Genomic DNA, 20,565 nt, shown 5'->3' with positions numbered 1-20,565 from the left:
GTCTGCAGCTGCCGGGATACGGGCCCAGCGCCTCGACGATCGGGGCGAACCGGGCGGGCCGGGCGGTGGCGCGTGAGATCGAGGAGTATCTGGAGCGGATCACTCCCTCGCAGTGAGGGGACGAGGCGTGCCCGAGGCCGGACCGAGGCGCGGCACCCGCGTCAGGGACAGCACGGAGGTCTGCCCGTCGTCGCCGTCGAGCGTCGAGGCCGACCAGCCGTGCCGCTCCGCCCACCGTGCCGCCGTCGCCGCCTGCGGCGTGTGCATCTCGACCAGCAGTCGTCCGCGCGGTGCCAGCCATGACGGAGCTGCGCGGGTGAGGGCGCGCATCGGACCGAGGCCGTCACGTCCGCCCAGCAGGGCGGCGGAGGGCTCGCCCTCACGGGCCTCGCGGGGGAGCAGGGGCGCCTTAGCGTCCGGCACGTAGGGCGGCACCGCCGCGATCACGTCCACACGGCCGTGGAGCTCGCGCGGCAGCCCTGTGAGCACGTTGCCGCGATGCACGTCCGCCCGGCGTGCCGCTTCTTCGTCTGCCGGAACCTGCCCGCCGTCCCCGAGGTTCCTGCGGGCATGGGCGAGGGGAACGGGGTCGTCGTCGATCGCGTGGACCCGGACACGGGGGAGGCGCGCGCGTACGTAGGCGGCCACAGGTGCCACGCCGCAGTACGCCTCCACGCCTACGAGCCCGGCTGCACCGGAGGATGTGAGCGCAGCGACTGCGGCCTCCGCGAGCAGCCGCGTGCGCTGACGCGGGACGAAGGCGCCGGGTCCCACGGACAGCCGCAGGCCGGCGAATTCGACCTCACCCACGACGTGCTCGAGCGGCGCGCCCTCTGTCCTCTGCGCTGTCATCCGCGCGAGGTGTTCCGGGCTTCGTGCCGCCTGGAGCAGGATCGCGGCCTCCTCCTCGGCGAACACGCACCCGGCTGCCCGGAGGACGGAGGCAAGGTCCTCGGCCTCCGGAGGTGAGCCCGCACGGCGGGTCATCGGCGGGGTGCTGTCGCGGGAAGGTGCATGAGTTCCTCGTTTCTGCCCGCGGCCTCTCTGCCTCCGGTGCGGGCCGGTGCTGGGTCACGGTATCGCACACAGGGGCACTCGGACCGCCTGCCCAGGTTTGCTGTCCGGGCCTCGTGCGGAGCCGGATGTGTTAACTCGCAGTAACACTTCAGTTGATTCCAGTGACGCTCTTGTGAATCACATCACGCGGTTCTATGGTGATGTACACCACAGGACTGAAGGGCAGCTGCATGGCAAGGGTAAGAGGCGTGGAAGTGACAGACGCGGCAGGTGAAGTTCCACTGTCGTCGCCTTCCAGTGTGGACACCGAGCTGGCGGAGGCGGTGAAGAAGCTGCGGAAGCGTGCGGGGCTGACCCAGGCTGAGCTCGCACGTGATGCGAACGTCAGCACCTCGTTCATCTCGCAGCTGGAGCGGTCCAGCAGCGATGTCACCTTCAGCACGCTCAATCGGATCTGCCAGGCGCTCGGCACCACAGTCGGACAGCTCTTCGCACCGCCGGCCCCGCTGGGCAGGACCGTGCGCAAGGACAGCTACCGGTTCCTCGACTACAACGGCGTGGACAAGTGGGTGGTGACCAGGGAGGAGATGGTCGACGTCGACGTCTGTCTCTTCGAGTTCCCTCCGGAGTCGAGCACCGGGGTCCGCGAGGCGCTCGCGTGGGATCGGACCGAGCTCTGGTTCTGCCAGTCGGGGTATCTGGGCGTCGAACTCGAGGGAAGCGTCCACGTCCTGCGCCCCGGTGACAGCATCGACTTCTCCTCCGAGCACGTGAACACCGTGTACAACGCTGGGCCCGACAGGTGCAGCGCACTTCTCATCATCAAGAATCATCAAGTGAAGAGGAACGGATCATGAAGATCAGGGCATGCGTCGCTGCGTGCATGGCAGCGCCCCTCGTACTCGCAGGCTGTATGCAGGGCGGCGGCAGCGCCGACTCTTCGCTCAGCGAGGAGGACGTCGCGGATCCGGTGGCGGGAGAAGTGGCCGAGGGGGTCCTGGAAGGGACCACGATGACCTTCGTCTCCTGGGGCGGGGAGTACCAGAGCGGGCAGGACGAGGCCTTCTCCGCTCCCTTCTCCGAGGTCAGCGGTGCGGAGGTTCTCTCGGACGGTCCGACGGACGTGGCGAAGGTGAAGGCTCAGGTCGAATCCGGCAACGTCTCGTGGGATGTCGTGAATGCGAGTCCGACGATGAACGGAGCCAACTGCGGCACTCTCTTCGAGGAGCTCGACCTCAGCCTCATCGACACCAGCAAGCTGCCGGAGGGATCGGTGCAGGGAGACTGTTACCTCCCCTCCCAGGCATACGTCTACGGCCTCTTCTACAACGCGGACAAATACGGAGACAATCCGCCCGAATCCTGGGCCGACTTCTTCGACACCGAGGCGTTCCCGGGAAAGCGTGGCCTGGACGGCAGGCCGACTCCCACCGCCGGGACCTACGAGGCTGCGCTGCTCGCCGACGGCGTCGAACCGGACTCCCTCTATCCGCTGGACACGGACCGGGCGATGTCGAAGTACGACGAGATCAAGGACGATGCGGTCTTCTGGCAGACCGGTGCGGAACAGACGCAGCAGGTGCAGTCCGGGGAGGTCGACATGATCTTCGGGTGGAGCGGCAGGATCTTCGAGGCCAATGAGAACGGAGCCAATTTCCAGCCCGTGTGGAAGCAGGGATTCCTCGCCAGCGACACGTTCTCCATCCCCAAGGGAGCACCCAACCGGCTGGCTGCGTATGCATACATCAACTATGCGCTGGGCGCCGAGCAGCAGGCGAAGATGGCCGAACTCACCAGCTATTCGCCGGTGAATGTGGACGCGAAACCTCAGTTCTCCGAGAGCGCGAAGGAGTTCGACGTCTCACAGCCGGAGATCCTCGACCAGACGATCCCCCAGAACGGCGACTACTGGGGCGAGAACCTGGATGAGCTGAGCGAGGTATGGGGCGACTGGACCAGCAACTGAGCATTCCACTGCTCGTGAGACTGCAAAGGGGGTGGGCATGAAGACGGAGGAATCGAAGTCGCAGGTGCTGGCGTGGCCGGCTCTCGCCCTGATCGCCGTCGCGTTCTTCGTCCCGGTGGCCGTCATCATCTCCAGAAGCTTCACGGACGCGGACTCTCTGCTCGAGAACTACGAATGGCTCGTGCAGAGCGAATCCACGCGGGCGATCCTGCTTCGCACGATCTACACCGCATTGGCCGCGACCCTGATCACCGCGATCCTGGCCTATCCGTACGCCTACCTCATGGCCACCACCTCCAGCAGCCTCCGCGGCCTGCTGATGGTCGTCGTCCTGCTGCCGTTCTGGACCTCCATGATGGTGCGCGCATTCGCATGGATCATCATCCTGCAGCGCAACGGTCTGCTCAACAGCATTCTGGAAGGCATCGGCCTCCCGGCCGTGAGCATCCTCGGCACCAACACCGCAGTGCTCATCGGCATGTGCCAGGTCCTCATGCCGTTCATGGTGCTGCCGATGTTCTCCACGATGGTCGGGATCGACATGCGCCTTCCGCTGGCTGCTCAGGTGATGGGAGCGCCCAGGTGGAAGGCCTTCGTGAATGTCTACCTTCCGCTGTCTCTCCCCGGGGTGTTCGCGGGCTCGCTCATCGTATTCATCCTGTCCCTCGGGTTCTACGTCACGCCGGCCCTGCTGGGTTCGCCCCGTGAGCAGCTTGTTCCCAACGCGCTGTTCTCGCAGGTCATGGAACTCCTCGAATGGGGTCGCGGGGGTGCGCTGGCCGTTGCCCTGCTCGCGCTGGTGGGAGTGGTCTTCCTCCTCTTCTTCCTCATCGCGAAGGCCTGCGGCGTCAGGATCGGAAGGATCGGAGGTGCAGGACTGTGAGCAGCCCCCGGAGCACTGCAGCGTCCAGCAGGCAGGTTCGCCCGCGGAAGGCGCGGCGCAGCGGAAGCCGCATCACCCTGTGGGTGGTCTGCTTCTTCATCGGCGTGTGGCTCGTCGCGCCGACCCTCGTGGTGATCCCGCTCAGCTTCAACGACCAGAGATCGCTCTCGTTCCCGCCCAAGGGCTTCTCGCTGCAGTGGTACGCGAACTTCTTCACCGACAGCCAATGGGTGGGAGGTCTGCTCAACTCCGTGCAGATCGCGATCCTCGTGGCCGTGCTGGCGACGGTGCTGGGGACGCTGGCGGCATACGGGCTCGCGAAGGTTCCCGGAATCAGGGAGAACCTGGGCAAGAACCTGCTGATCGCTCCCATGGTGATCCCCGCCGTGATCTTCGGCGTGGGGCTCTACGGGCTGTTCCTGCGCCTGGGGCTCGTCGGCACACTGCCCGGCTTCCTCATCGCGCACACCGTCCTCGCGCTTCCCTACGTCGTCGTCACGGTGGGGTCCGTGCTCGCCTCCTTCGACCGGCAGCTGGAGCAGGCGGCCTGGATCTGCGGCGCGAACAAGACGCGGGCGTTCCTGACCGTCACCATCCCCGCACTGCTCCCCGGCATCCTCTCGGGCGCATTCTTCGCCTTCATCACCTCCTTCGACGAAGTGATCGTCTCGATGTTCATCTCGAGCCCCTACCTGCAGACGCTCCCGGTCCGCATGTACTCGGGCATGCAGCGCGAGGTGGACCCCACCCTCGCCGCCGCGGCGACTCTCATCATGCTCACCACCACCGCTGCCGCAGTCGGCGGAATCATCTCGCAGCGGCTCAGGAGGAATCAGAAATGACGTCATCAAGCAAGGGCGCGTCCCTCAGCCTCGACTCGATCAGCAAGCACTACGGTCCCGTGACCGCGGCGCAGGACGTCTCGCTCGAGGTGCGGGCCGGCGAGTTCGTCTCCCTCCTGGGCCCCAGTGGTTCCGGGAAGACGACGACGCTCAACATGATCGCCGGGTTCGACGATCCGTCGAGCGGGACGATCAGCATCGACGGGGTCGACGTCACCTCCATACCGATCCATCGCAGGAACATCGGCATGGTGTTCCAGGGATACGCGCTGTTCCCGCACATGTCCGTGGAGAAGAACGTCGAGTACCCGTTGAAGCAGCACGGCTTCAGCAAGCCGGAGAGGGCGGAGGCCGTCAGCCGCGCACTGGAGACGGTCTCGCTCTCAGGGTTTCGGGAGCGCATGCCGGCGCAGCTCTCCGGGGGGCAGCGGCAGAGAGTGGCTCTCGCGAGGGCCATCGCCTACGATCCGCCGCTGCTCCTCATGGACGAGCCGCTGAGCGCGCTCGACAGAGCGCTGCGCGAAAGCCTGCAGGGTGAGATCCGGAAGATCCACCGCGAACTGGGGACGACGGTGATCTACGTGACGCACGACCAGGACGAGGCGCTCGCCCTCTCGGATCGGATCGTCGTCTTCAGCGAGGGGAGGGTCCAGCAGATCGGCACGCCGTCGGAGCTCTACCGCAGCCCTGCCAACGACTTCGTCTCGCGGTTCCTGGGCGAATCCATCCACGTGAGCGGCGCGGTGCAGATGGTCGAGGGCAGGGCGGAGTTCGAAGCGGGAGAGACGTCGTGGCCGGTGCAGGCGCGCGTGAGCGGACCGGCGGAGGCCATGATCCGACCGGAGAACGTGACGCTCGGTCCCCCCGAGGCGGTGTCCGGAGACGGCGTCCCTTCGGTGAGCGCAGTGGTGAAGGACATCGTGTACATGGGCCATTCCGTGAAGTTCAGCGTCGATCTGGCCGATGGCGCCCGGGGCGGCGGTGTGGTGCGCATGAGTTCGGGGGATGCGCCACCCGTGGAAGTGGGTGACTGCGTCCGTCTCAGCTGGTCACCGCAGAACGCGACGATCCTGCCCGGTCACGAGGCGGCGGCAGGCGATGCCGATGAGGAGATTGCAGAGGTGCGAAGGTGAAGACCGGGAACGGGTCCTTCTGGCTCGATTCGACCCGGGGGCTGGCGAAGCAGCGGCCACGGCTCGAAGGCGACCTCCACTGCGACATCGCCGTCGTCGGTGCAGGGTACACCGGCCTCTGGACGGCCTACTGGCTCACACAGATGGATCCGTCCCTGCGAGTGGCCGTGCTCGAACAGGAGTATGTGGGCTTCGGGGCGTCGGGTCGCAACGGCGGGTGGATCAGCGGGAAGACGGTAGGGGTGAGGAGGAACCTCCTCTCGAGCTCGGTGGATCACGGCGATCTGCTTGCGATGGAGCGCGAGTGCCACCGGGCGGTGGGCGAGATCGTCGACCTCATGGCGGCGGAGGGCAAGGAGATCGACGCTCACCGCGGCGGGTGGATGCAGGTCGCGCGGAGCGAGAGTGAGCGTGAGCGCCTGCGGCGCCATGTGGAGGCGGACAGGGAATGGGGGCTGACACCGGACGAGGTGGTCCTCCTCGGGGCGGAGGAGGCCGCTGAGCGGTTCCGCTCGCCCGGGGTCACCGGCGCGATGTTCAGCCCGTTCGCAGCCAGCTGCAATCCGGCGAAGCTCGTCTACGCACTCGCCGAACTCTGCGAGGACGCGGGGGTGGAGATCCTCGAGAACACGCGCGTGGAGTCCATTCGCGACGGTGACTGCAGGACCTCCCGCGGACATGTCCACGCCCGGAACGTGGTGGTGGCCGTCGAGGGGTACACACCCGCGCTGCCGGGGCTCAAGCGTTCGATCCTGCCCATGATCTCCTCGATGGTCGTGACGCAGCCCCTCACCCCTGCACAGTGGGAGGAGATCGGCTGGAACGGCTACGAATGCGTCTCCGGCGCGCAGCACGTCTACTTCTACTCCCAGCGCACCTCCGACGGCCGGATCGCCCTGGGAGGGCGCGGCCGGCCGTACTTCTGGAACTCCAGGACGGACGACAACGGCGAGCTGGACAGCGCCACTGCCGAACAGCTCATGCAGACCCTGAGAGGGCTCTTCCCCTCCGTCCCGATGGCTTTCGAACACGCATGGCGCGGTGTGCTGGGTGTGCCGCGGGACTGGTCGCCGTTCATCGATGTCGACCACAACCGCCGCACGGTGCGAGCAGGGGGATATGCGGGACAGGGAGTCACCGCCGCATTCGTCGCCGGCCGCGCGACAGCAGGCCTCCTGGCGGGTGGACCAGCTGAGCAGCCGAACCCCGCCTGGATCCGGAAGGCTCCGCGGAACTGGGAGCCGGAGCCTCTGCGCTGGATCGGCACCCGGGCCGTCCAGACGCTCTATTCGCTCGCGGACGACGCGGAGAGGCGGCGCGGCGGGCCGGCGACCTCCCTCTTCGGCACGGTCGCGGACAAGGTGGCGGGCCGATGACGCAGTCGTCCCCGAGGATCTGTGTGATCGACCGGACCGATGGGGTGCGTTCTCCGGAACTGGACCGGTACGCCGCCGTCCACCACGTCCAGACGCTGAGGCCGGACACTGCCCGGAGCATCGATCCGGGCACCGAGGTCGTATTCGTCAGGGCCGGGTACTGGAACGCGATCGATGCACTGCTGGAGGATGCGCCGGCGCTCCGATGGGTGCACATCAACATGGCAGGCGTCGATCACATCGTCACTCCCGCGCTGCGCGCCTCCGACGTCGTCCTCACCAATGCACGCGGGGTGCTGGACGAGGCGATCGCGGAGTTCGTCCAGGGGGCTGTCCTCCTCTGGTCCAAGGGTCTGCTCACCTCCGTCCTCGACACGCGTGAGCGGAGGACGAACTACCGCACGCTGAAGGGCAATGACGAACTGGCCGCCGTGGTGATCGGCGCGGGAAGCATCGGAACGGCGATCGCGCGGAAGCTCAGGGCGATGGGTGTGCCGCGGGTCGACGGAGTGCGACGCACCGTGGGCGCGGCCTCGGGCGAGTTCGACAGGGTCCTCACCGTCGACGAGCTCCGGGGCACGCTGGGTGAGTACTCCGTCGTGGTCGCGGTCCTGCCGGCGACGGAGACGACACGCGGGCTCCTCGGCGAGGAGCTGCTCTCCGCTCTCGCCGAGGAGACGGTGTTCGTCAACGTGGGGCGGGGAGACACCGTGGACAACCTGGCGCTGGCGGCGGCGATGGAGGCCCGTCCGGGGTCGGCCGCGATCCTGGACGTGACATCGCCCGAGCCGCTGCCGCCGGAACACCCTCTGTTCGAGAGGCGGAACGTGGTCATCAGTCCGCACATGTCCGGTGACACGCACTCGCGCCACGCCCGGTTCACTGAGCTGTTCCTCGGCAACCTCGAGCGCTTCCGGCGCGGAGAGAGGCTGCGGAACGTCGTGGACACGGCGGAGCACTGACGAGATCGCGGGAGAGGACCACAGATGAGCAGCAGGTTCGCGGTGATCGGCGCGGGGACGATGGGTGCGCAGGCCGCCTGGAGGCTGGCGAGCCGCGGGCATCGCGTCGTGGCCTTCGAGAAGTACGCGCCCGGGCACCCGTACGGAGCGGCAGGAGGTGAGACCCGGCTCTACCGGAACATCGAACTCGAGGATCTCCGGTACACACCTCTCGTACGGCGTGCGAGTGAGCTCTGGCTCAGCCTGGAGGCGCAGTCGGGCTGGAAGCTCCGTGACATCACCGGCGCCGTCATCGCGGGCCACGCGGAAGCCGAGGAGACGCGCCGAGCGCTCGCCGCCGCCGAGGCGGAGCCCGGCGCCGAGGTCCTCGATGTCCACGACGCCCGTAGGAGGTTTCCCGCACATGCCTTCGACGCCGAGGACGCCGTCATATTCGACAGGGGCGGAGGAGTGATCCGTCCGGAGCTCACCGTCAAGGCGGCTGCGACACAGGCCGTGCAGGCCGGCTGCGAACTGCGCACCCACACCCCGGTCACCTCGGTCGAGGATCGGGGGAGCCATGTGGAAGTCACCTCTGCGCGGGGTGCGGAGGCCTTCGACCGGGTCGTCGTCACTGCCGGCGCTTGGACACAGCACGTGGTTCCCCAGCTCAGCGGACAGCTGCGCAGCCATCAGCTGATGTCCGCGTGGTTCGCGGGGAAGACGGCGAACGCACTCGAAGGCGTCCACCCGCTCATCCGGACCAACCCCACCTACTGCTATGCGCTCCCCACATCGGACGGATACGGCGTCAAGCTGGGTCTGGGGTTCGGCTTCCACCCCCGGGTCGAACGGCCGGAGGACGGCCCCCGTGTCGTCGAGGAGGAAGCGATGGCGGCCTTCCGGGAGAGAGTCCGCCGCTATCTTCCGGTGGTGGACCCGGAGCCGTACCGCACGGACTTCTACTACGAGTCGTACACCGCGAGCCGCCACGAATGGCTCGCTCCGGCACCCGGGCAGCCGAACATCATCGTGGCGTCCGGCTTCTCCGGTCACGGCTTCAAGATGAGTCCGGCGATCGGCGAGCTCGCTGCGGAGCTTGCGCTCGGAGACCGGCCCTCCGTGGACATCTCGTTCCTGGAGACGGCGAACGACGGCGTGTCGTGGTGACCGTCTCCCGCGGCGGCAGGGCGCGCGCGGGAGACGGGGTGTCGCTCAGTTCAACAGCATGAGGCTGATCTGCATGACCGCGGCTCCGGCGAGCATGCCCACCACCGCGACGGCAGGGTGCCTCTGCGCGAATGCCGCGGGGATCAGCTCCTTCACACAGATCATGATCATCACGCCGGCGACCCCGGCGAGGACCCCGCTCATGACGGCGGGGGTGAGGAGAGGGGCGAGCAGCAGCCATCCGACCAGTGCGCCGGCCGGTTCGGCCAGGCCCGAGGCCGCGCTGAGCAGGAACGCCCGTGCCCGGGAGCCGGTGGCGTGGTAGAGGGGCACCGCCACGGCGATGCCCTCCGGAATGTTGTGGAGAGCGATCGCCGCCACGACGGGGAGGGCGGCGCGGGGGTCGCCCAGTGCGGCGAGGAACGTGGCGAAGCCCTCCGGGAAGTTGTGCACCGTGATGGCAACGGCCGTGAGCATCCCCGTGCGGAGGAGCAGCGCGCGCTGCTCCTGGTCTGCGGGTGCCGGACCCTCTGGAGGCCGGCCGGCCGAGGCCTCCGCCGCAGTCGCGCCAGCCGCAGTCGCGCTCGCCGCTGTCGGAGCCGCGCTCGCCGCAGTGGTGGCGGAAGCCGCGGGCCGCTTCCTGAGCCGGCTCACCTGGCTGACGAGCAGAACCGTCGCCGCGCCCACGATCAGGGCGAACACGGCCCAACCAGGGCTGTGGCCGGAGTGCGAGAGGTCCGCCGCCGCCTCGGGGACCAGTTCCACGACGGAGACGCAGAGCATGACTCCCGCGGAGAACCCCAGCGCGCCGGCGAGGAACCGGCGGGACGTGCCGCCGCCCAGCACGGACACGAGGCCGCCCACAGCGGTGGCCAGACCGGCCGCCAGGCTGAGCAGCAGGGCGAGGAGCGGAGTCATCTGTCATGGATATGCCGGTGGCCCGTGCCGGCACAAGTCAACGCTTGCGCAGATGAGAGAACGTCCGCGGCGAGGGCTCAGGCGGAGCGGATGAGCGTGAAGTCGAAGTGGTCCTGGACGAAGTGCGTGGTCGACCAGCTGACGGCCGTGCCGTCGGGCAGGAACTGCACCTGCTCCAGCGTGAGGTACAGCGGGACCTCGGGCGCGCCTCGGCCCCACGCGAGGCCGGGGTCGTAGGTGGAGCGAACGTGGGTGACGGACTGGTCGGGCAGCGCCCCCAGCGGTTCCAGGAACTCGAAGATCGAGCCGGTGAGCGCTCCCGGATCCGTGCCCGCCGGCAGCAGATCAGCGGCGAGCACCCCGGATTCATAGGCGAGTGCGGAGGTGCCGCCCACGAATGCGCGCTCGTACTCCAGCACGGCGGGCAGGGACGAGCGGCGGAGGTGCGAGGCCTCGGCCTCGGTCGCGGCACGCAGCCTCCTCGTCCCGTAGACGATCTCGAACTCGTGGCCCTGTGCACGGATGAGTCCGCTCGTGGAGCGCAGGGACTGCAGGCTCGCACGGATCGCCCCGCCGTGCTCGGACACGAACGTGCCGTTGCCGTGCCTGGTGCGCACGACCCCGGCCGCCGCGAGGCTGCGCAGCGCCGAGCGCACGGTGGCTCGGCTCACGTCGAACTCCTCCGCGAGCGCGGGCTCCGAGGGGAGGCGCGAACCGGGAGGCCACTGGCCGGAAGAGATCCGCGTCTCGACCTCCTCTGCGATCCTGGCCGGCAGCGAACGGGACGCCCGGCGGGAGCTCTCACCCATGTGTCCCCTCCTCTCCGTGCGGTGGCACCGTGCCGTCCTCGCAGGTCAGCGTCCTCGGTGACGCCGCACTGTTGACATTCACCCGCATGCTGAAGGACTATACCCAGGTCTGATGCTCAGATGTCAGACAACTGAGTCATGAAGTCTGACCTCCTGCCGATTGGGACCCCTGCGATGCCCACAGATGTGCCGACCCCCAGCCTCATCCGCGACAGCGTGCTCGTCGATCCCGATGCGGTGCGGATCCTGGACCGCCGCCGCTTCCCGTTCTCACGCACCTGGGTGACGTGCCGCACCGTCGAGGAGGTCGCGGTCGCCATCGAGGAGATGGTGACGCAGAGCAGCGGACCACTGTTCGCCGCGGCGGGCGGGATGGTGCTCGCGGCCCGCGCAGCAGACAGCGGCGCGCGGGAGGCATCGCGCGAAGCCGTGCTCGCCGAGGCCGCGCGCCGGCTGCGAGCGACCCGCCCGACGAACAACGGCATCCGCGAGGCGGTGTCGGCCATCCTGGAGGCCGCCGCCGCGCCGCTGGAGAGTGGGGACGCCCTGGTCCCGGTCGTCGAGGAAGCGGCCCGCGCCGTGGGCGACCGGTACCTGCAGCGGAGCCGCCGTCTGGGGGAGCACGCGGCGGCGCTGCTCAGCGACGGCGACACGGTGCTCACCCACTGCTGGGGAGAGTCCTACGTGACGGAGACGGTCGCCGCCTGTCTGCGTGCGGGCAAGCGGATCTCCATGATCTGCACCGAGACCCGCCCCTACCTGCAGGGAGCGCGGCTCACGGCCGAATCGCTCGCGGAGATGGGCGTCGAGGTCTCCGTGGTGACCGACGGCATGCCGGCGCACCTCATGAGCCGCGGCGACATCTCCGCCCTCATCACGGCCGCGGACCGCGTGACCATGGACGGCCACGTCGTCAACAAGATCGGCACGCTCCAGCTCGCGCTCGCCGCCCACGCCTTCGACGTCCCTTACACGGCCCTCGTGCAGGCCCCGGACGAGCACGCTCCGGACGCGGCGAGCGTACCGCTGGAGGACCGCGACGGCGACGAGGTCCTGTTCCTGAGCGGGCAGCGCACGGCCTCGGAGAGGGCCGTGGGCATCTACCCGGCCTTCGACGTCACCCCGCCTCGGTTCATCAGTGCGATCGCCACGGACAGGGGACGGTTCGCCCCGCGCGACCTCCGCTCCTACGCCTCCGCGCCGGCCGCCGATCTGACCCTGAATGCGGGTGAGCGCTCATGGATGTGATGAGCGTCCTCCGAGGGCTCCTCGGCATCGTCGTGGTGCTCGGCATCGCGTTCCTGTTCTCGAAAGACAAGCGGCGCATCCGGCTGCGGCCGATCCTCACCGGGCTCGGGCTCATGTTCGTGTTCGCCTTCCTCGTCATGGGCACGGGCTGGGGTGCCGCCGTGCTGGAGGCCGTCTCGAACGGCGTGAGCGCCCTCATGGACTTCGCCCGCGAGGGGATCGACTTCGTGTTCGGCGGTCTCTACACGGAGGAGTCCGGCATCACCTTCGTCGTCGCCTTCGACGTCCTGCCGCAGATCATCTTCTTCGCCTCCCTCATCGCCGTCCTCTATCACCTGGGGATCATGCAGGTGGTGACCCGCTACATCGGCGGCGGCATCCGGCGGATCATGGGCACGAGCCGTGCGGAGTCCATCTCCGCCGCGAGCAACATCTTCGTCGGCCACACCGAGGCGCCGCTCACGGTCAAGCCCTACCTCGCACGGATGAGCAGGTCCGAGCTCTTCACCGTCATGGTGGGCGGCCTCGCCTCCGTCGCGGGCACCATGCTGGCGGCGTACATCGCCCTGGGCATCCCGGCCGAGTACGTCCTCGCGGCGATGTTCATGGCGGCGCCTGCAGGCATCGTGATCGCCAAGACCTTCTACCCGGAGGTGGAGGAGACCTCCGACGCGGCCGTCCTGGTGAGTGCCGCACGGAGCGACGGGACCACCGGGGCTGCAGATGCCGCAGAGGGCGCCTCGGGGGAGGACGCTGCCGAGGCCGCTGCGGGGCAGGAGGCCGCCTCCTCCGGCGACGGGGATGCACAGCCGGCGGAGCCGGAGGAGGAGCGCGAGGCGAACCTCATCGACGCCGCCGCGACCGGCGCCCGCACCGGCCTCACCCTCGCACTCACGGTGGGCGCGATCCTGCTGGCCTTCGTGGCGCTGATCGCCGTCGTCAACGGTGCGATCGCAGCGGTGGGCGGCCTGTTCGGCGTCGAGACCTCGCTCCAGGAGATCCTCGGGTTCGTGCTGAGCCCGCTCGCCTTCGCCCTCGGCGTCCCCTGGGCGGAGGCCGTGCAGGCGGGGTCCTTCATCGGCGAGAAGTTCATCCTCACGGAGTTCATCGCCTTCACGAGCCTCTCCGAGGCCGCGGGTGCGCTCTCCGCGAAGACCGTCGCCGTCGTGAGCTTCGCGCTGTGCGGCTTCGCCAACCTCGGCTCGATGGGATCGCTCATCGGGGTCCTGGGAAGCCTGGCGCCGGGCCGTAAGAAGGAAGTGGCGAGGCTGGCGCTCAAGAGCGTGTTCGCGGGCATGCTCGCCTCCATGCTCAGCGCCGCCATCGTGGGGATGTTCTTCTGAGCCTCTCCGCCGGACCGCCCGCACGTCCTCCGCGCACATCGACACCCGCAGCACACCACGACCAGGAAGAAGCAGCCAGGGACATCTCCGCACGCGTCGCCGAGGCACGCGACCACATCCTCACCGTCACCGCCGCCCGCCCGGAGATCGGCATCGTCCTGGGCAGCGGCCTCGGGCACCTCGCGGACATGGTCGAGGACCAGGTGCGGATCCCCTACACGGAGATCCCGCACCTGGCCGCCACCACCGTGGAGCTCCACTCCGGGGAGCTCGTGATCGGCCGGCTGGAGGGGCGGGAGGTCGTCCTCATGTCCGGCCGCCTGCACTACTACGAGGGCCACGACCTGGACGCCGTGACGTTCCCCGTGCGCGTCCTCGGTGCGCTGGGCGTGAGCGAGCTGTTCGTGACGAACGCCAGCGGTGCGATCAACGAGAGCTACTCGCCGGGTGAGGTGATGATCATCAGCGATCACATCAACTACCCCGTGCTCAACCCGCTCCGCGGGCCCAACGATCCCACGGTGGGTCCGCGCTTCCCGGAGATGGTCGACGTGTACTCGCCCCACCTGCGCGAGCTCGCCCGTACGGCGGCGGCCGAGGCCGGACTGCCGGTTCAGGAGGGCGTCTACGCCTGGGTGTGCGGACCCTCCCTCGAGACGCCGGCGGAGATCCGCATGATGCGTGCCGGCGGGGCGGATGCAGTCGGCATGTCGACGGTGCCGGAGGTCATCGTGGCCCGCTACCTGGGCATGAACGTGCTCGGCATGGCGTGCATCGGCAACATGGCCTCGGGCGTCAGCAGCGAGCCGATCACCGCGCAGGAGGTCGCCGACAACGTGGCGCGCACCGGCGCGCAGCTGGTGGAGACGCTCCGTGGCGTGCTGCGGAGGCTCCCGTGACGGATCCGGTGCCTGTTCCCGGCCTCGCCTCCCCGCCCGCAGAGGTCCTCTCTGCTCTGGCCGAGGTGGGCCGCTCCGCCGTGGCGCGAGGACTCGCGCTGGCCAGCGGCGGGAACCTCTCCGCCCGGCTGCCGGGGGATGCAGGGACGTTCGTGATCACGGCTGCCGGGTCGCACCTCGATGAGCTGGGGCCGGAGCAGTTCTGCACGATGACGCTCGCGGGTGAGACAGCGGCGGCGCCATGTTCGCCGGATGCGTCCGGGAACCAGGTGCGGCCCTCGAGCGAGTGGAAGCTCCACCAGCGCATCTACAGCGTGCGGCCGGATGTGAACGCGGTGGTCCACGTGCATCCGCAGTATGCGGTGCTGCTCGATGCCCTGGGGCACGAGGTGCGGATGATGACCCTCGACCATGCGGCGTACGTGCGCTCCGTCGGGACGGTGGCCTATCACCCCAACGGCTCTGACGCGCTGGCGGAGGAGGCGGCGGCCATCGCCGCTCAGCACAACTGCCTCATCCTCAGCCATCACGGCTGCGCCGCGCTGGGGGAGAGCATCGAGATGGCCCACCGGCGTGCGCTGAACCTCGAGGAGGCCGCTGTGGCGAGCTACCGGGCACTGCTGCTGGGCGACACGGAGACGGCCTTCCCCGCCGAGGCGCTGGCGGACCTCCACCACGCCTGAGGCGGCTGGCGCCTGCCCGCGGCTGCACACAGTCCGGAAGGTGCACGTGAATGTGCACGGGGCCGCGCAGAGCGGCCTGGTCTCAGCGTTCGACGGCGCGTTCGATGCGCTTGAGCTTGCGCTGCAGGACGAAGATGCGGACGGTGCCGATGATCCCTGCGACCAGCACGCCGGCGATCGCTGCGAGCAGCATGGCGACGCCCAGCGGGAGTTCGAAGTGCCAGCCGAAGTACTGGAAGCCGGTCGTGGTGTTGTTCTGGATGATGAAGATCAGCAGCAGGACGAGGACGACCGTGCCTGCGATGAGCGAGGCCCAGGCGCCGCCGGACAGGCCGCTCTTCGCAGCGGGGACGCCGCGATCAGGGGTGCGGGACTTCTTCTCGCCGGCGGCGGGACGAGCAGGCGAGTGTGTGCCCTTCTGCGGACTGGGCTCGCTGGAGCCGCCCTTCTGCGGGCCGGGCGTTCTCGGCTGCGCGGCCTCGCGCTCACGCGAGTGCGGGGAGAGGCGCGCGGGCGCCTCTGCCTCCGCTCCGGGCTGTCCGGCCTCGGGCTCGAAGAGCTCAGCGGGAAGCTCATCGCTGAGGTTTCCCGTGGGCTGTGCGGGGTCCCTGGGGTCTCCTGAGGTGCTCATGCGGACAGTCTAGTGCCGGGCCGGGTCTGTGAGCAGGGATCTTCTGCCTCGTTCTGTCCCGCAACGCGAAGCTCTGTCCCGTAACGCAGAGCTCCACTGGTTTCCGCCGAAAAGAAAATGATCAGTCTCCCCAGCCACATCCGCAGATATGGCAGGGGAGACTGATCACACGAGCTTTCGCCGGGCGGCTCGGCTCGGCCGGGTGACTGCGCAACCCGGTTGGGAGCGGCAGCACCGGGCTCAGCCGGGCGCCGCAGCGCCGCGGTGACGGCTCAGCTCAGAGACGCGATGATCTCGTTGAGCGTGGCGGACGGCCGCATGACGGCATCCGCCTTGTCGTCGGCCGGGTTGTAGTAGCCGCCCAGGTCCACGGGGGAGCCCTGCACCTCGAGCAGCTCTGCGGCGATCTTCTCCTCGTTGGCGCGCAGAGCCTCCGCGACCGGCTTGATCGAGGCCGCGAGGTCCGCGTCCTCGGTCTGCTTCGCCAGCTCCTCCGCCCAGTACAGGGCGAGGTAGAAGTGGCTGCCGCGGTTGTCGATCTCGTTCACCTTGCGCGAGGGCGACTTGTTCTCCCGCAGGAAGGTGCCGGTCGCATCGTCCAGGGTGGAGGCGAGCACGCCGGCGCGGTCGTTGCCCTCCTTGTTCTGGAAGTGGCGGAACGACTCCGCGATGGCGAAGAACTCTCCCAGGGAGTCCCAGCGGAGGTGGTTCTCCTCCACCAGCTGCTGGACGTGCTTGGGGGCGGAGCCGCCCGCTCCCGTCTCGAACAGGCCGCCGCCGGCGATGAGCGGGACGACGGACAGCATCTTCGCGCTGGTGCCCAGCTCGAGGATGGGGAAGAGATCCGTGTTGTAGTCGCGGAGCACGTTGCCGGTGACGGAGATGGTGTCCTCACCGCGCCGGATCCGCTCGACGGAGAACTTCGTGGCCTCGACGGGGGACATGATCCGGATGTCCAGGCCCTCCGTGTCGTGGTCGCCCAGGTACTGCTCCACCTTGGTGATGAGGTTCGCGTCGTGCGCACGGGCGGGATCGAGCCAGAACACGGCGGGGGTGTCCGAGAGGCGCGCACGCTCCACGGCCAGGCGGACCCAGTCGCGGATCGGGACGTCCTTGGCCTGGCACGCGCGCCAGATGTCACCGGCGGACACGCTGTGGCTCATGACGGCCTCGCCGGCGCCGTTGAGCACCTCGACGGTGCCGTCCGCATCGAGCACGAACGTCTTGTCGTGGCTGCCGTACTCCTCCGCCTTCTGCGCCATGAGGCCCACGTTGGGCACGGAGCCCATGACGGAGGGATCGAACTTGCCGTTGGCCTTGCAGTCGTCGATGACGGCCTGGAAGACGCCGGCGTAGGAGGAATCCGGGATCACCGCGAGGGTGTCCTGCTCCTTGTCATCGGCGTTCCACATCTTGCCGCCGCCGCGGATCATCGCGGGCATGGAGGCGTCGACGATCACGTCGGAGGGCACATGGAGGTTGGTGATGCCCTTGTGGGAGTTCACCATCGCCAGTGCGGGGCCGTTCTCCAGGCCGGCGTCGATCTCCGCCTTCACCGCGGCGGCGGTGTCCGCGTCGAGCGAGTCCAGGCCGGCGAGGATGGCACCGAGGCCGTCGTGGGGGGAGAGACCGGCCGCGGCGAGCGGCTCGCCGTACTTCTCGAAGACGGCCGGGAAGAACGCACGGACCACGTGGCCGAACAGCACCGGGTCGGAGACCTTCATCATGGTCGCCTTGAGGTGGACGGAGAAGAGCACACCGTCTTCCTTGGCGGCGGCGATCTGGTCCGCGAGGAAGGCGTCCAGCGCGGCGGCGTTCATGAAGGTGGCGTCGACGACCTCGCCGGCGAGCACCGGGAAGGTCTTGAGCACGCGGGCCTCGCCGCTCGCCGGGGTGAAGCGCACCGTGAAGGTGTCGTCGGCCGGGGAGATGACGGACTGCTCGTTGGAGGCGAAGTCGTTCTCGCCCATCGTCGCCACCCGGGTCTTGGAGTCCGGTGCCCAGTCGCCCATCGAGTGCGGGAACGCCTTGGCGAACTCCTTGACGGCCTTGGGCGCACGGCGGTCCGAGTTGCCCTCACGCAGCACCGGGTTCACGGCGGAGCCCTTGACGGTGTCGTAGCGGGCGCGGACGTCCTTCTCCTCCTCCGTCTGCGGGTCCTCCGGGTAGTCCGGCACGTCGTAGCCCTGCGACTGCAGCTCTGCGACGGCGGCCTTGAGCTGCGGGACCGATGCGGAGATGTTGGGGAGCTTGATGATGTTGGCGTCCGGGGTCTTGGCCAGCGCACCGAGCTCGGAGAGCGCGTCCTCGATCCTCTGCTCCTCGGTCAGACGCTCCGGGAACAGAGCGATGATGCGACCGGCGAGGGAGATGTCGCGGGTCTCGACCTCGACGCCTGCCTTGCGGGCGAACGCTTCGACGATGGGCTTGAGGGAGTACGTCGCGAGCAGCGGAGCCTCGTCCGTGCGCGTGTACATGATCTTTGCCATTGAGCGGGATTCTCCGTATCGATCAAGGGGTTTGCCATTTGATTCTATCTGCGTACTCAGAAGTGCTCCATATGAGGTTCGTCCCGCACACCGGCTACCATGCAACGGGCCCGGCGGGATCGACGCGCGGGATCGACGCGCAGGGGGCGCGGAGCACCAACGGCGCGGAGCACGAACGGCCCGGAGCACCAACGGCGCGGAGTGCGAACGGGGAGAGACGGGGAGAGACGGGGAGAGACATGGCGAAGCTGTACTTCCGCTACGGCGCGATGAATTCCGGCAAGTCGACGGCTCTGCTCCAGGCGGCCTTCAACTACGAGGAGCGCGCACAGCGCGTCCTGCTGGCCAAGCCCCGCGTGGACACGAAGGGCGACGACCGGATCCTCTCCCGGCTGGGCGTGGCGCGGACGGTCGACTTCCTCATCGACCACGATGCCCGGGTGGAGACCCTCTTCGACGATGCCGCCAGCCGCACGGATCACACGGCGCTCATCGAGACGCTCGAGGATCCAGGCCAGCCGGTCAGCTGCCTCCTCATCGACGAGGCCCAGTTCCTCACGCCGGAGCAGGTGGACGGCCTCATGCGCATCGCTGTGGACCGGGACGTGCCGGTCATGGCCTACGGCATCCGCACGGACTTCCGCACGCACGCCTTCCCCGGCTCCGGCCGCCTGCTGGAGATCGCGCACACGCTGGAGGAGCTCAAGACCATCTGCCGCTGCGGGCGCAAGGCCATGTTCAACGGCAGGCGGCTGGGCGGGCAGTTCGTGTTCGACGGCGACCAGGTGGCCATCGACGGCATGGACGTCACCTACGAATCGCTCTGCCCCACGTGCTACCTCCGGGAGTCCGGCGGCCGTCTGCTCTGACCTCGGGCAGCCGGTCCGCGCCTCCGCGCCCGAGGCCGCGGCCTCGGGCGCACGGACCTGCCCGGACGCTAGTCTGGTGGGGCAACCGTCTCCCCACCCGCAGCTTCGCCGAAAGGGGCACACCCATGTCCGCACTCGCCTACTCCGTGGTCAACGATGCAGATCCCACCGCACCCCTTCTCATCCTCGGGCCCTCCCTGGGGACGCATGCCTCCCAGTGGGCCGGGGCCGCCTACTTCCTCGCCGACGACTACCGCGTGGTGCTGGCGGACCTGCCCGGCCACGGCCGCGGGAAGCGCCTCGACGACGTGAGCGTGGAGCGCATCGCCCAGGGCATCCTCGAGATCGCGGACGAACTGGGCGCGGAGACGTTCAGCTTCGCGGGGATCTCGATCTCCGGCGCCGTCGCCCTGACCCTGGCGCTGCGCGCCCCCGAACGCCTGGTGGGTGTGGGCGCGCTGTGCACCGGGGCGAGCTTCGGCGGACCGGAGCGGTGGAACGAGCGGATCGAGAACGTGCGCGCCCTGGGCTCCCTGCGACCCACGGTGCCGGAGACCGCGGACCGCTGGTTCGCCGCAGGCTTCCTCGACGAGGACCAGGCGGCGGGCGCGATCGTGCTCGAGCAGCTCGCGGAGACGGACCCCGAGGCCTACATCGACTGCTGCCGCGCGCTCGCGGACTACGACCTCACCGGGGAGGTCGCGGACATCTCCGTCCCGGTGCTCTTCCTCGCCGGCTCGCAGGACATGGGCAACACCCCGGAGAGCATGCGCGAGCTGTCCGCGCAGGTCGAGGGCAGCGAGTTCACGGTGGTGCCGGACTCCGCGCACCTGCCCATCGTCGAGCATCCGGAGATCGTCGCCGAGGCGCTGGCCGCCTTCCTCTCCCGCGCCGCGCAGAAGCGGCGCTAACCACAGGGGCCGTTGCCCGGCTGTCCCTGTTCTGTGGGAGGATCCTGAGGACACGATGAGAGTCTCGGACCGCGGCGGGCGTGCGGACGATCTCCGCCCCGCCGGGTTCCGGGACATGAGTCTGCAGGGAGGCAGAGTCATGGACCAGAACGGTACGGCGCAGAGCGATCCGGCGATGCGCACGGCGGCGAGTTCCGGTCAGGTGCTGGAGTCCAGGGACGGCTCGACGGAGATCGACCACCGGTCACCGGGCGAGAGGGAGCCCGCGCTGCCCAGGCACACCGTGCGCGTCCGCCGGGGCGGCTTCGTCCTGGGGCTGGTGCTGGCGGGCATCGTCTACCTCCTCATGCCCGGGGAGGTGGCGAACGAGGCGAGGGTCACCGCCGCCACTGCCGTTCTCATGGCGGCGTGGTGGATGACGGAGGCCATCCCGATCC

Annotated in this window: 19 protein-coding genes and 1 pseudogene; 15 read left to right on the top strand and 5 right to left on the bottom strand. The window is 68.9% G+C overall.

The window, feature by feature from the left end; all coding sequences use genetic code 11:
• Positions 1-99 precede the first annotated feature (99 nt).
• Positions 100-987, bottom strand: coding sequence for an SAM-dependent methyltransferase (locus Q0A33_RS01560; protein WP_291792101.1), 888 nt, complete (start codon positions 985-987; stop codon positions 100-102).
• Positions 988-1,316: 329 nt separating this feature from the next.
• On the opposite strand from Q0A33_RS01560, the gene Q0A33_RS01555 reads away from it, so the two are divergent.
• The 8 genes from Q0A33_RS01555 (at position 1,317) to solA (ending at position 9,328) form a co-directional block, all read left to right on the top strand.
• On the top strand, positions 1,317-1,874 hold the full coding sequence (locus Q0A33_RS01555) for an XRE family transcriptional regulator (RefSeq protein WP_291792098.1): 558 nt from the start codon (positions 1,317-1,319) through the stop codon (positions 1,872-1,874).
• On the top strand, positions 1,871-2,983 hold the full coding sequence (locus tag Q0A33_RS01550) for an ABC transporter substrate-binding protein (protein ID WP_291792094.1): 1,113 nt from the start codon (positions 1,871-1,873) through the stop codon (positions 2,981-2,983). The genes Q0A33_RS01555 and Q0A33_RS01550 overlap by 4 nt, the downstream gene beginning before the upstream one ends.
• A gap of 37 nt (positions 2,984-3,020) precedes the next feature.
• Positions 3,021-3,866: an ABC transporter permease gene (locus Q0A33_RS01545; protein ID WP_291792091.1), complete on the top strand. Its 846-nt coding sequence runs from the start codon at positions 3,021-3,023 to the stop codon at positions 3,864-3,866.
• An 83-nt stretch (positions 3,867-3,949) separates the two neighbouring features.
• Positions 3,950-4,708 carry an ABC transporter permease gene (locus Q0A33_RS01540; RefSeq protein WP_291792088.1) on the top strand — a complete coding sequence of 253 codons (759 nt, stop codon included), beginning with the start codon at positions 3,950-3,952 and terminating at the stop codon, positions 4,706-4,708.
• A complete protein-coding gene (locus Q0A33_RS01535; protein ID WP_291792085.1) occupies positions 4,705-5,841 on the top strand; it encodes an ABC transporter ATP-binding protein in 1,137 nt (378 codons plus the stop codon). The genes Q0A33_RS01540 and Q0A33_RS01535 overlap by 4 nt, the downstream gene beginning before the upstream one ends.
• The gene (locus Q0A33_RS01530; protein ID WP_291792081.1) at positions 5,838-7,217 is read left to right on the top strand and encodes an FAD-dependent oxidoreductase; all 1,380 of its coding nucleotides are present in this window, start codon (positions 5,838-5,840) and stop codon (positions 7,215-7,217) included. The genes Q0A33_RS01535 and Q0A33_RS01530 overlap by 4 nt, the downstream gene beginning before the upstream one ends.
• The gene (locus Q0A33_RS01525) at positions 7,214-8,179 is read left to right on the top strand and encodes an NAD(P)-dependent oxidoreductase (protein WP_291792079.1); all 966 of its coding nucleotides are present in this window, start codon (positions 7,214-7,216) and stop codon (positions 8,177-8,179) included. The genes Q0A33_RS01530 and Q0A33_RS01525 overlap by 4 nt, the downstream gene beginning before the upstream one ends.
• Before the next feature lie 24 nt (positions 8,180-8,203).
• A complete protein-coding gene (gene solA / locus Q0A33_RS01520; RefSeq protein ID WP_291792077.1) occupies positions 8,204-9,328 on the top strand; it encodes an N-methyl-L-tryptophan oxidase in 1,125 nt (374 codons plus the stop codon).
• Positions 9,329-9,373: 45 nt separating this feature from the next.
• Here the strand turns inward: solA and zupT are convergent, their stop codons facing one another.
• Both zupT and Q0A33_RS01510 read right to left on the bottom strand, forming a co-directional pair.
• The gene (zupT, locus tag Q0A33_RS01515) at positions 9,374-10,246 is read right to left on the bottom strand and encodes a zinc transporter ZupT (protein ID WP_291792075.1); all 873 of its coding nucleotides are present in this window, start codon (positions 10,244-10,246) and stop codon (positions 9,374-9,376) included.
• A 77-nt stretch (positions 10,247-10,323) separates the two neighbouring features.
• Complete coding sequence (locus tag Q0A33_RS01510; protein WP_291792072.1) at positions 10,324-11,055, bottom strand: GntR family transcriptional regulator; 732 nt, start codon at positions 11,053-11,055, stop codon at positions 10,324-10,326.
• Between the two features lie 138 nt (positions 11,056-11,193).
• Between Q0A33_RS01510 and Q0A33_RS01505 the strand changes: the two genes are divergently transcribed.
• Genes Q0A33_RS01505 through Q0A33_RS01490 form a run of 4 tightly spaced genes read left to right on the top strand, consistent with a single transcriptional unit; the run spans position 11,194 to position 15,228 of the window.
• Positions 11,194-12,303 (top strand): s-methyl-5-thioribose-1-phosphate isomerase, encoded by a 1,110-nt coding sequence (locus Q0A33_RS01505; RefSeq protein WP_291792070.1) that lies wholly within the window; start codon positions 11,194-11,196, stop codon positions 12,301-12,303.
• Entirely contained in the window at positions 12,303-13,646 is a 1,344-nt protein-coding gene (locus Q0A33_RS01500) for a nucleoside transporter C-terminal domain-containing protein (RefSeq protein ID WP_291792068.1), read from the top strand. Before Q0A33_RS01505 ends, Q0A33_RS01500 begins: the two co-directional genes overlap by 1 nt.
• Positions 13,643-14,545, top strand: a complete 903-nt coding sequence (locus Q0A33_RS01495) for a purine-nucleoside phosphorylase (RefSeq protein WP_363316516.1) — start codon at positions 13,643-13,645, stop codon at positions 14,543-14,545. Before Q0A33_RS01500 ends, Q0A33_RS01495 begins: the two co-directional genes overlap by 4 nt.
• Positions 14,542-15,228, top strand: a complete 687-nt coding sequence (locus Q0A33_RS01490) for a class II aldolase/adducin family protein (RefSeq protein ID WP_291792066.1) — start codon at positions 14,542-14,544, stop codon at positions 15,226-15,228. Before Q0A33_RS01495 ends, Q0A33_RS01490 begins: the two co-directional genes overlap by 4 nt.
• Positions 15,229-15,310: 82 nt before the next feature.
• On the opposite strand, the gene Q0A33_RS01485 is transcribed toward Q0A33_RS01490, so the two are convergent.
• Both Q0A33_RS01485 and Q0A33_RS01480 read right to left on the bottom strand, forming a co-directional pair.
• Positions 15,311-15,859: a lipopolysaccharide assembly protein LapA domain-containing protein gene (locus Q0A33_RS01485; protein WP_291792064.1), complete on the bottom strand. Its 549-nt coding sequence runs from the start codon at positions 15,857-15,859 to the stop codon at positions 15,311-15,313.
• Positions 15,860-16,131: 272 nt separating this feature from the next.
• Positions 16,132-18,348 (bottom strand): NADP-dependent isocitrate dehydrogenase, encoded by a 2,217-nt coding sequence (locus tag Q0A33_RS01480; RefSeq protein WP_291792062.1) that lies wholly within the window; start codon positions 18,346-18,348, stop codon positions 16,132-16,134.
• 239 nt (positions 18,349-18,587) lie between these two features.
• On the opposite strand from Q0A33_RS01480, the gene Q0A33_RS01475 reads away from it, so the two are divergent.
• The 3 genes and pseudogenes from Q0A33_RS01475 to Q0A33_RS01465 all read left to right on the top strand — a co-directional run.
• Positions 18,588-19,217, top strand: a complete 630-nt coding sequence (locus tag Q0A33_RS01475) for a thymidine kinase (protein ID WP_291792060.1) — start codon at positions 18,588-18,590, stop codon at positions 19,215-19,217.
• 125 nt (positions 19,218-19,342) lie between these two features.
• On the top strand, positions 19,343-20,128 hold the full coding sequence (locus Q0A33_RS01470; protein WP_291792059.1) for an alpha/beta fold hydrolase: 786 nt from the start codon (positions 19,343-19,345) through the stop codon (positions 20,126-20,128).
• Between the two features lie 139 nt (positions 20,129-20,267).
• Positions 20,268-20,565, top strand: a pseudogene (locus tag Q0A33_RS01465) (SLC13 family permease); the annotation flags it as partial.

It is taken from the genome of Brevibacterium sp. (assembly GCF_022712115.1).
GTDB classification, from domain to species: domain Bacteria; phylum Actinomycetota; class Actinomycetes; order Actinomycetales; family Brevibacteriaceae; genus Brevibacterium; species Brevibacterium salitolerans.
The sequence above is the reverse complement of the archived record's forward strand: the minus strand, read 5'-3'. Positions and strand labels throughout refer to the sequence as shown.

Bases quoted from the DNA above. Each gene is read 5' to 3' on its own strand.
- Q0A33_RS01560 (WP_291792101.1), bottom strand. From the start codon at position 987: ATGACCCGCCGTGCGGGCTCACCTCCGGAGGCCGAGGACCTTGCCTCC.
- Q0A33_RS01550 (WP_291792094.1), top strand. From the start codon at position 1,871: ATGAAGATCAGGGCATGCGTCGCTGCGTGCATGGCAGCGCCCCTCGTA.
- Q0A33_RS01545 (WP_291792091.1), top strand. From the start codon at position 3,021: ATGAAGACGGAGGAATCGAAGTCGCAGGTGCTGGCGTGGCCGGCTCTC.
- Q0A33_RS01535 (WP_291792085.1), top strand. From the start codon at position 4,705: ATGACGTCATCAAGCAAGGGCGCGTCCCTCAGCCTCGACTCGATCAGC.
- Q0A33_RS01525 (WP_291792079.1), top strand. From the start codon at position 7,214: ATGACGCAGTCGTCCCCGAGGATCTGTGTGATCGACCGGACCGATGGG.
- solA (WP_291792077.1), top strand. From the start codon at position 8,204: ATGAGCAGCAGGTTCGCGGTGATCGGCGCGGGGACGATGGGTGCGCAG.
- zupT (WP_291792075.1), bottom strand. From the start codon at position 10,246: ATGACTCCGCTCCTCGCCCTGCTGCTCAGCCTGGCGGCCGGTCTGGCC.
- Q0A33_RS01510 (WP_291792072.1), bottom strand. From the start codon at position 11,055: ATGGGTGAGAGCTCCCGCCGGGCGTCCCGTTCGCTGCCGGCCAGGATC.
- Q0A33_RS01505 (WP_291792070.1), top strand. From the start codon at position 11,194: ATGAAGTCTGACCTCCTGCCGATTGGGACCCCTGCGATGCCCACAGAT.
- Q0A33_RS01500 (WP_291792068.1), top strand. From the start codon at position 12,303: ATGAGCGTCCTCCGAGGGCTCCTCGGCATCGTCGTGGTGCTCGGCATC.
- Q0A33_RS01485 (WP_291792064.1), bottom strand. From the start codon at position 15,859: ATGAGCACCTCAGGAGACCCCAGGGACCCCGCACAGCCCACGGGAAAC.
- Q0A33_RS01480 (WP_291792062.1), bottom strand. From the start codon at position 18,348: ATGGCAAAGATCATGTACACGCGCACGGACGAGGCTCCGCTGCTCGCG.
- Q0A33_RS01475 (WP_291792060.1), top strand. From the start codon at position 18,588: ATGGCGAAGCTGTACTTCCGCTACGGCGCGATGAATTCCGGCAAGTCG.
- Q0A33_RS01470 (WP_291792059.1), top strand. From the start codon at position 19,343: ATGTCCGCACTCGCCTACTCCGTGGTCAACGATGCAGATCCCACCGCA.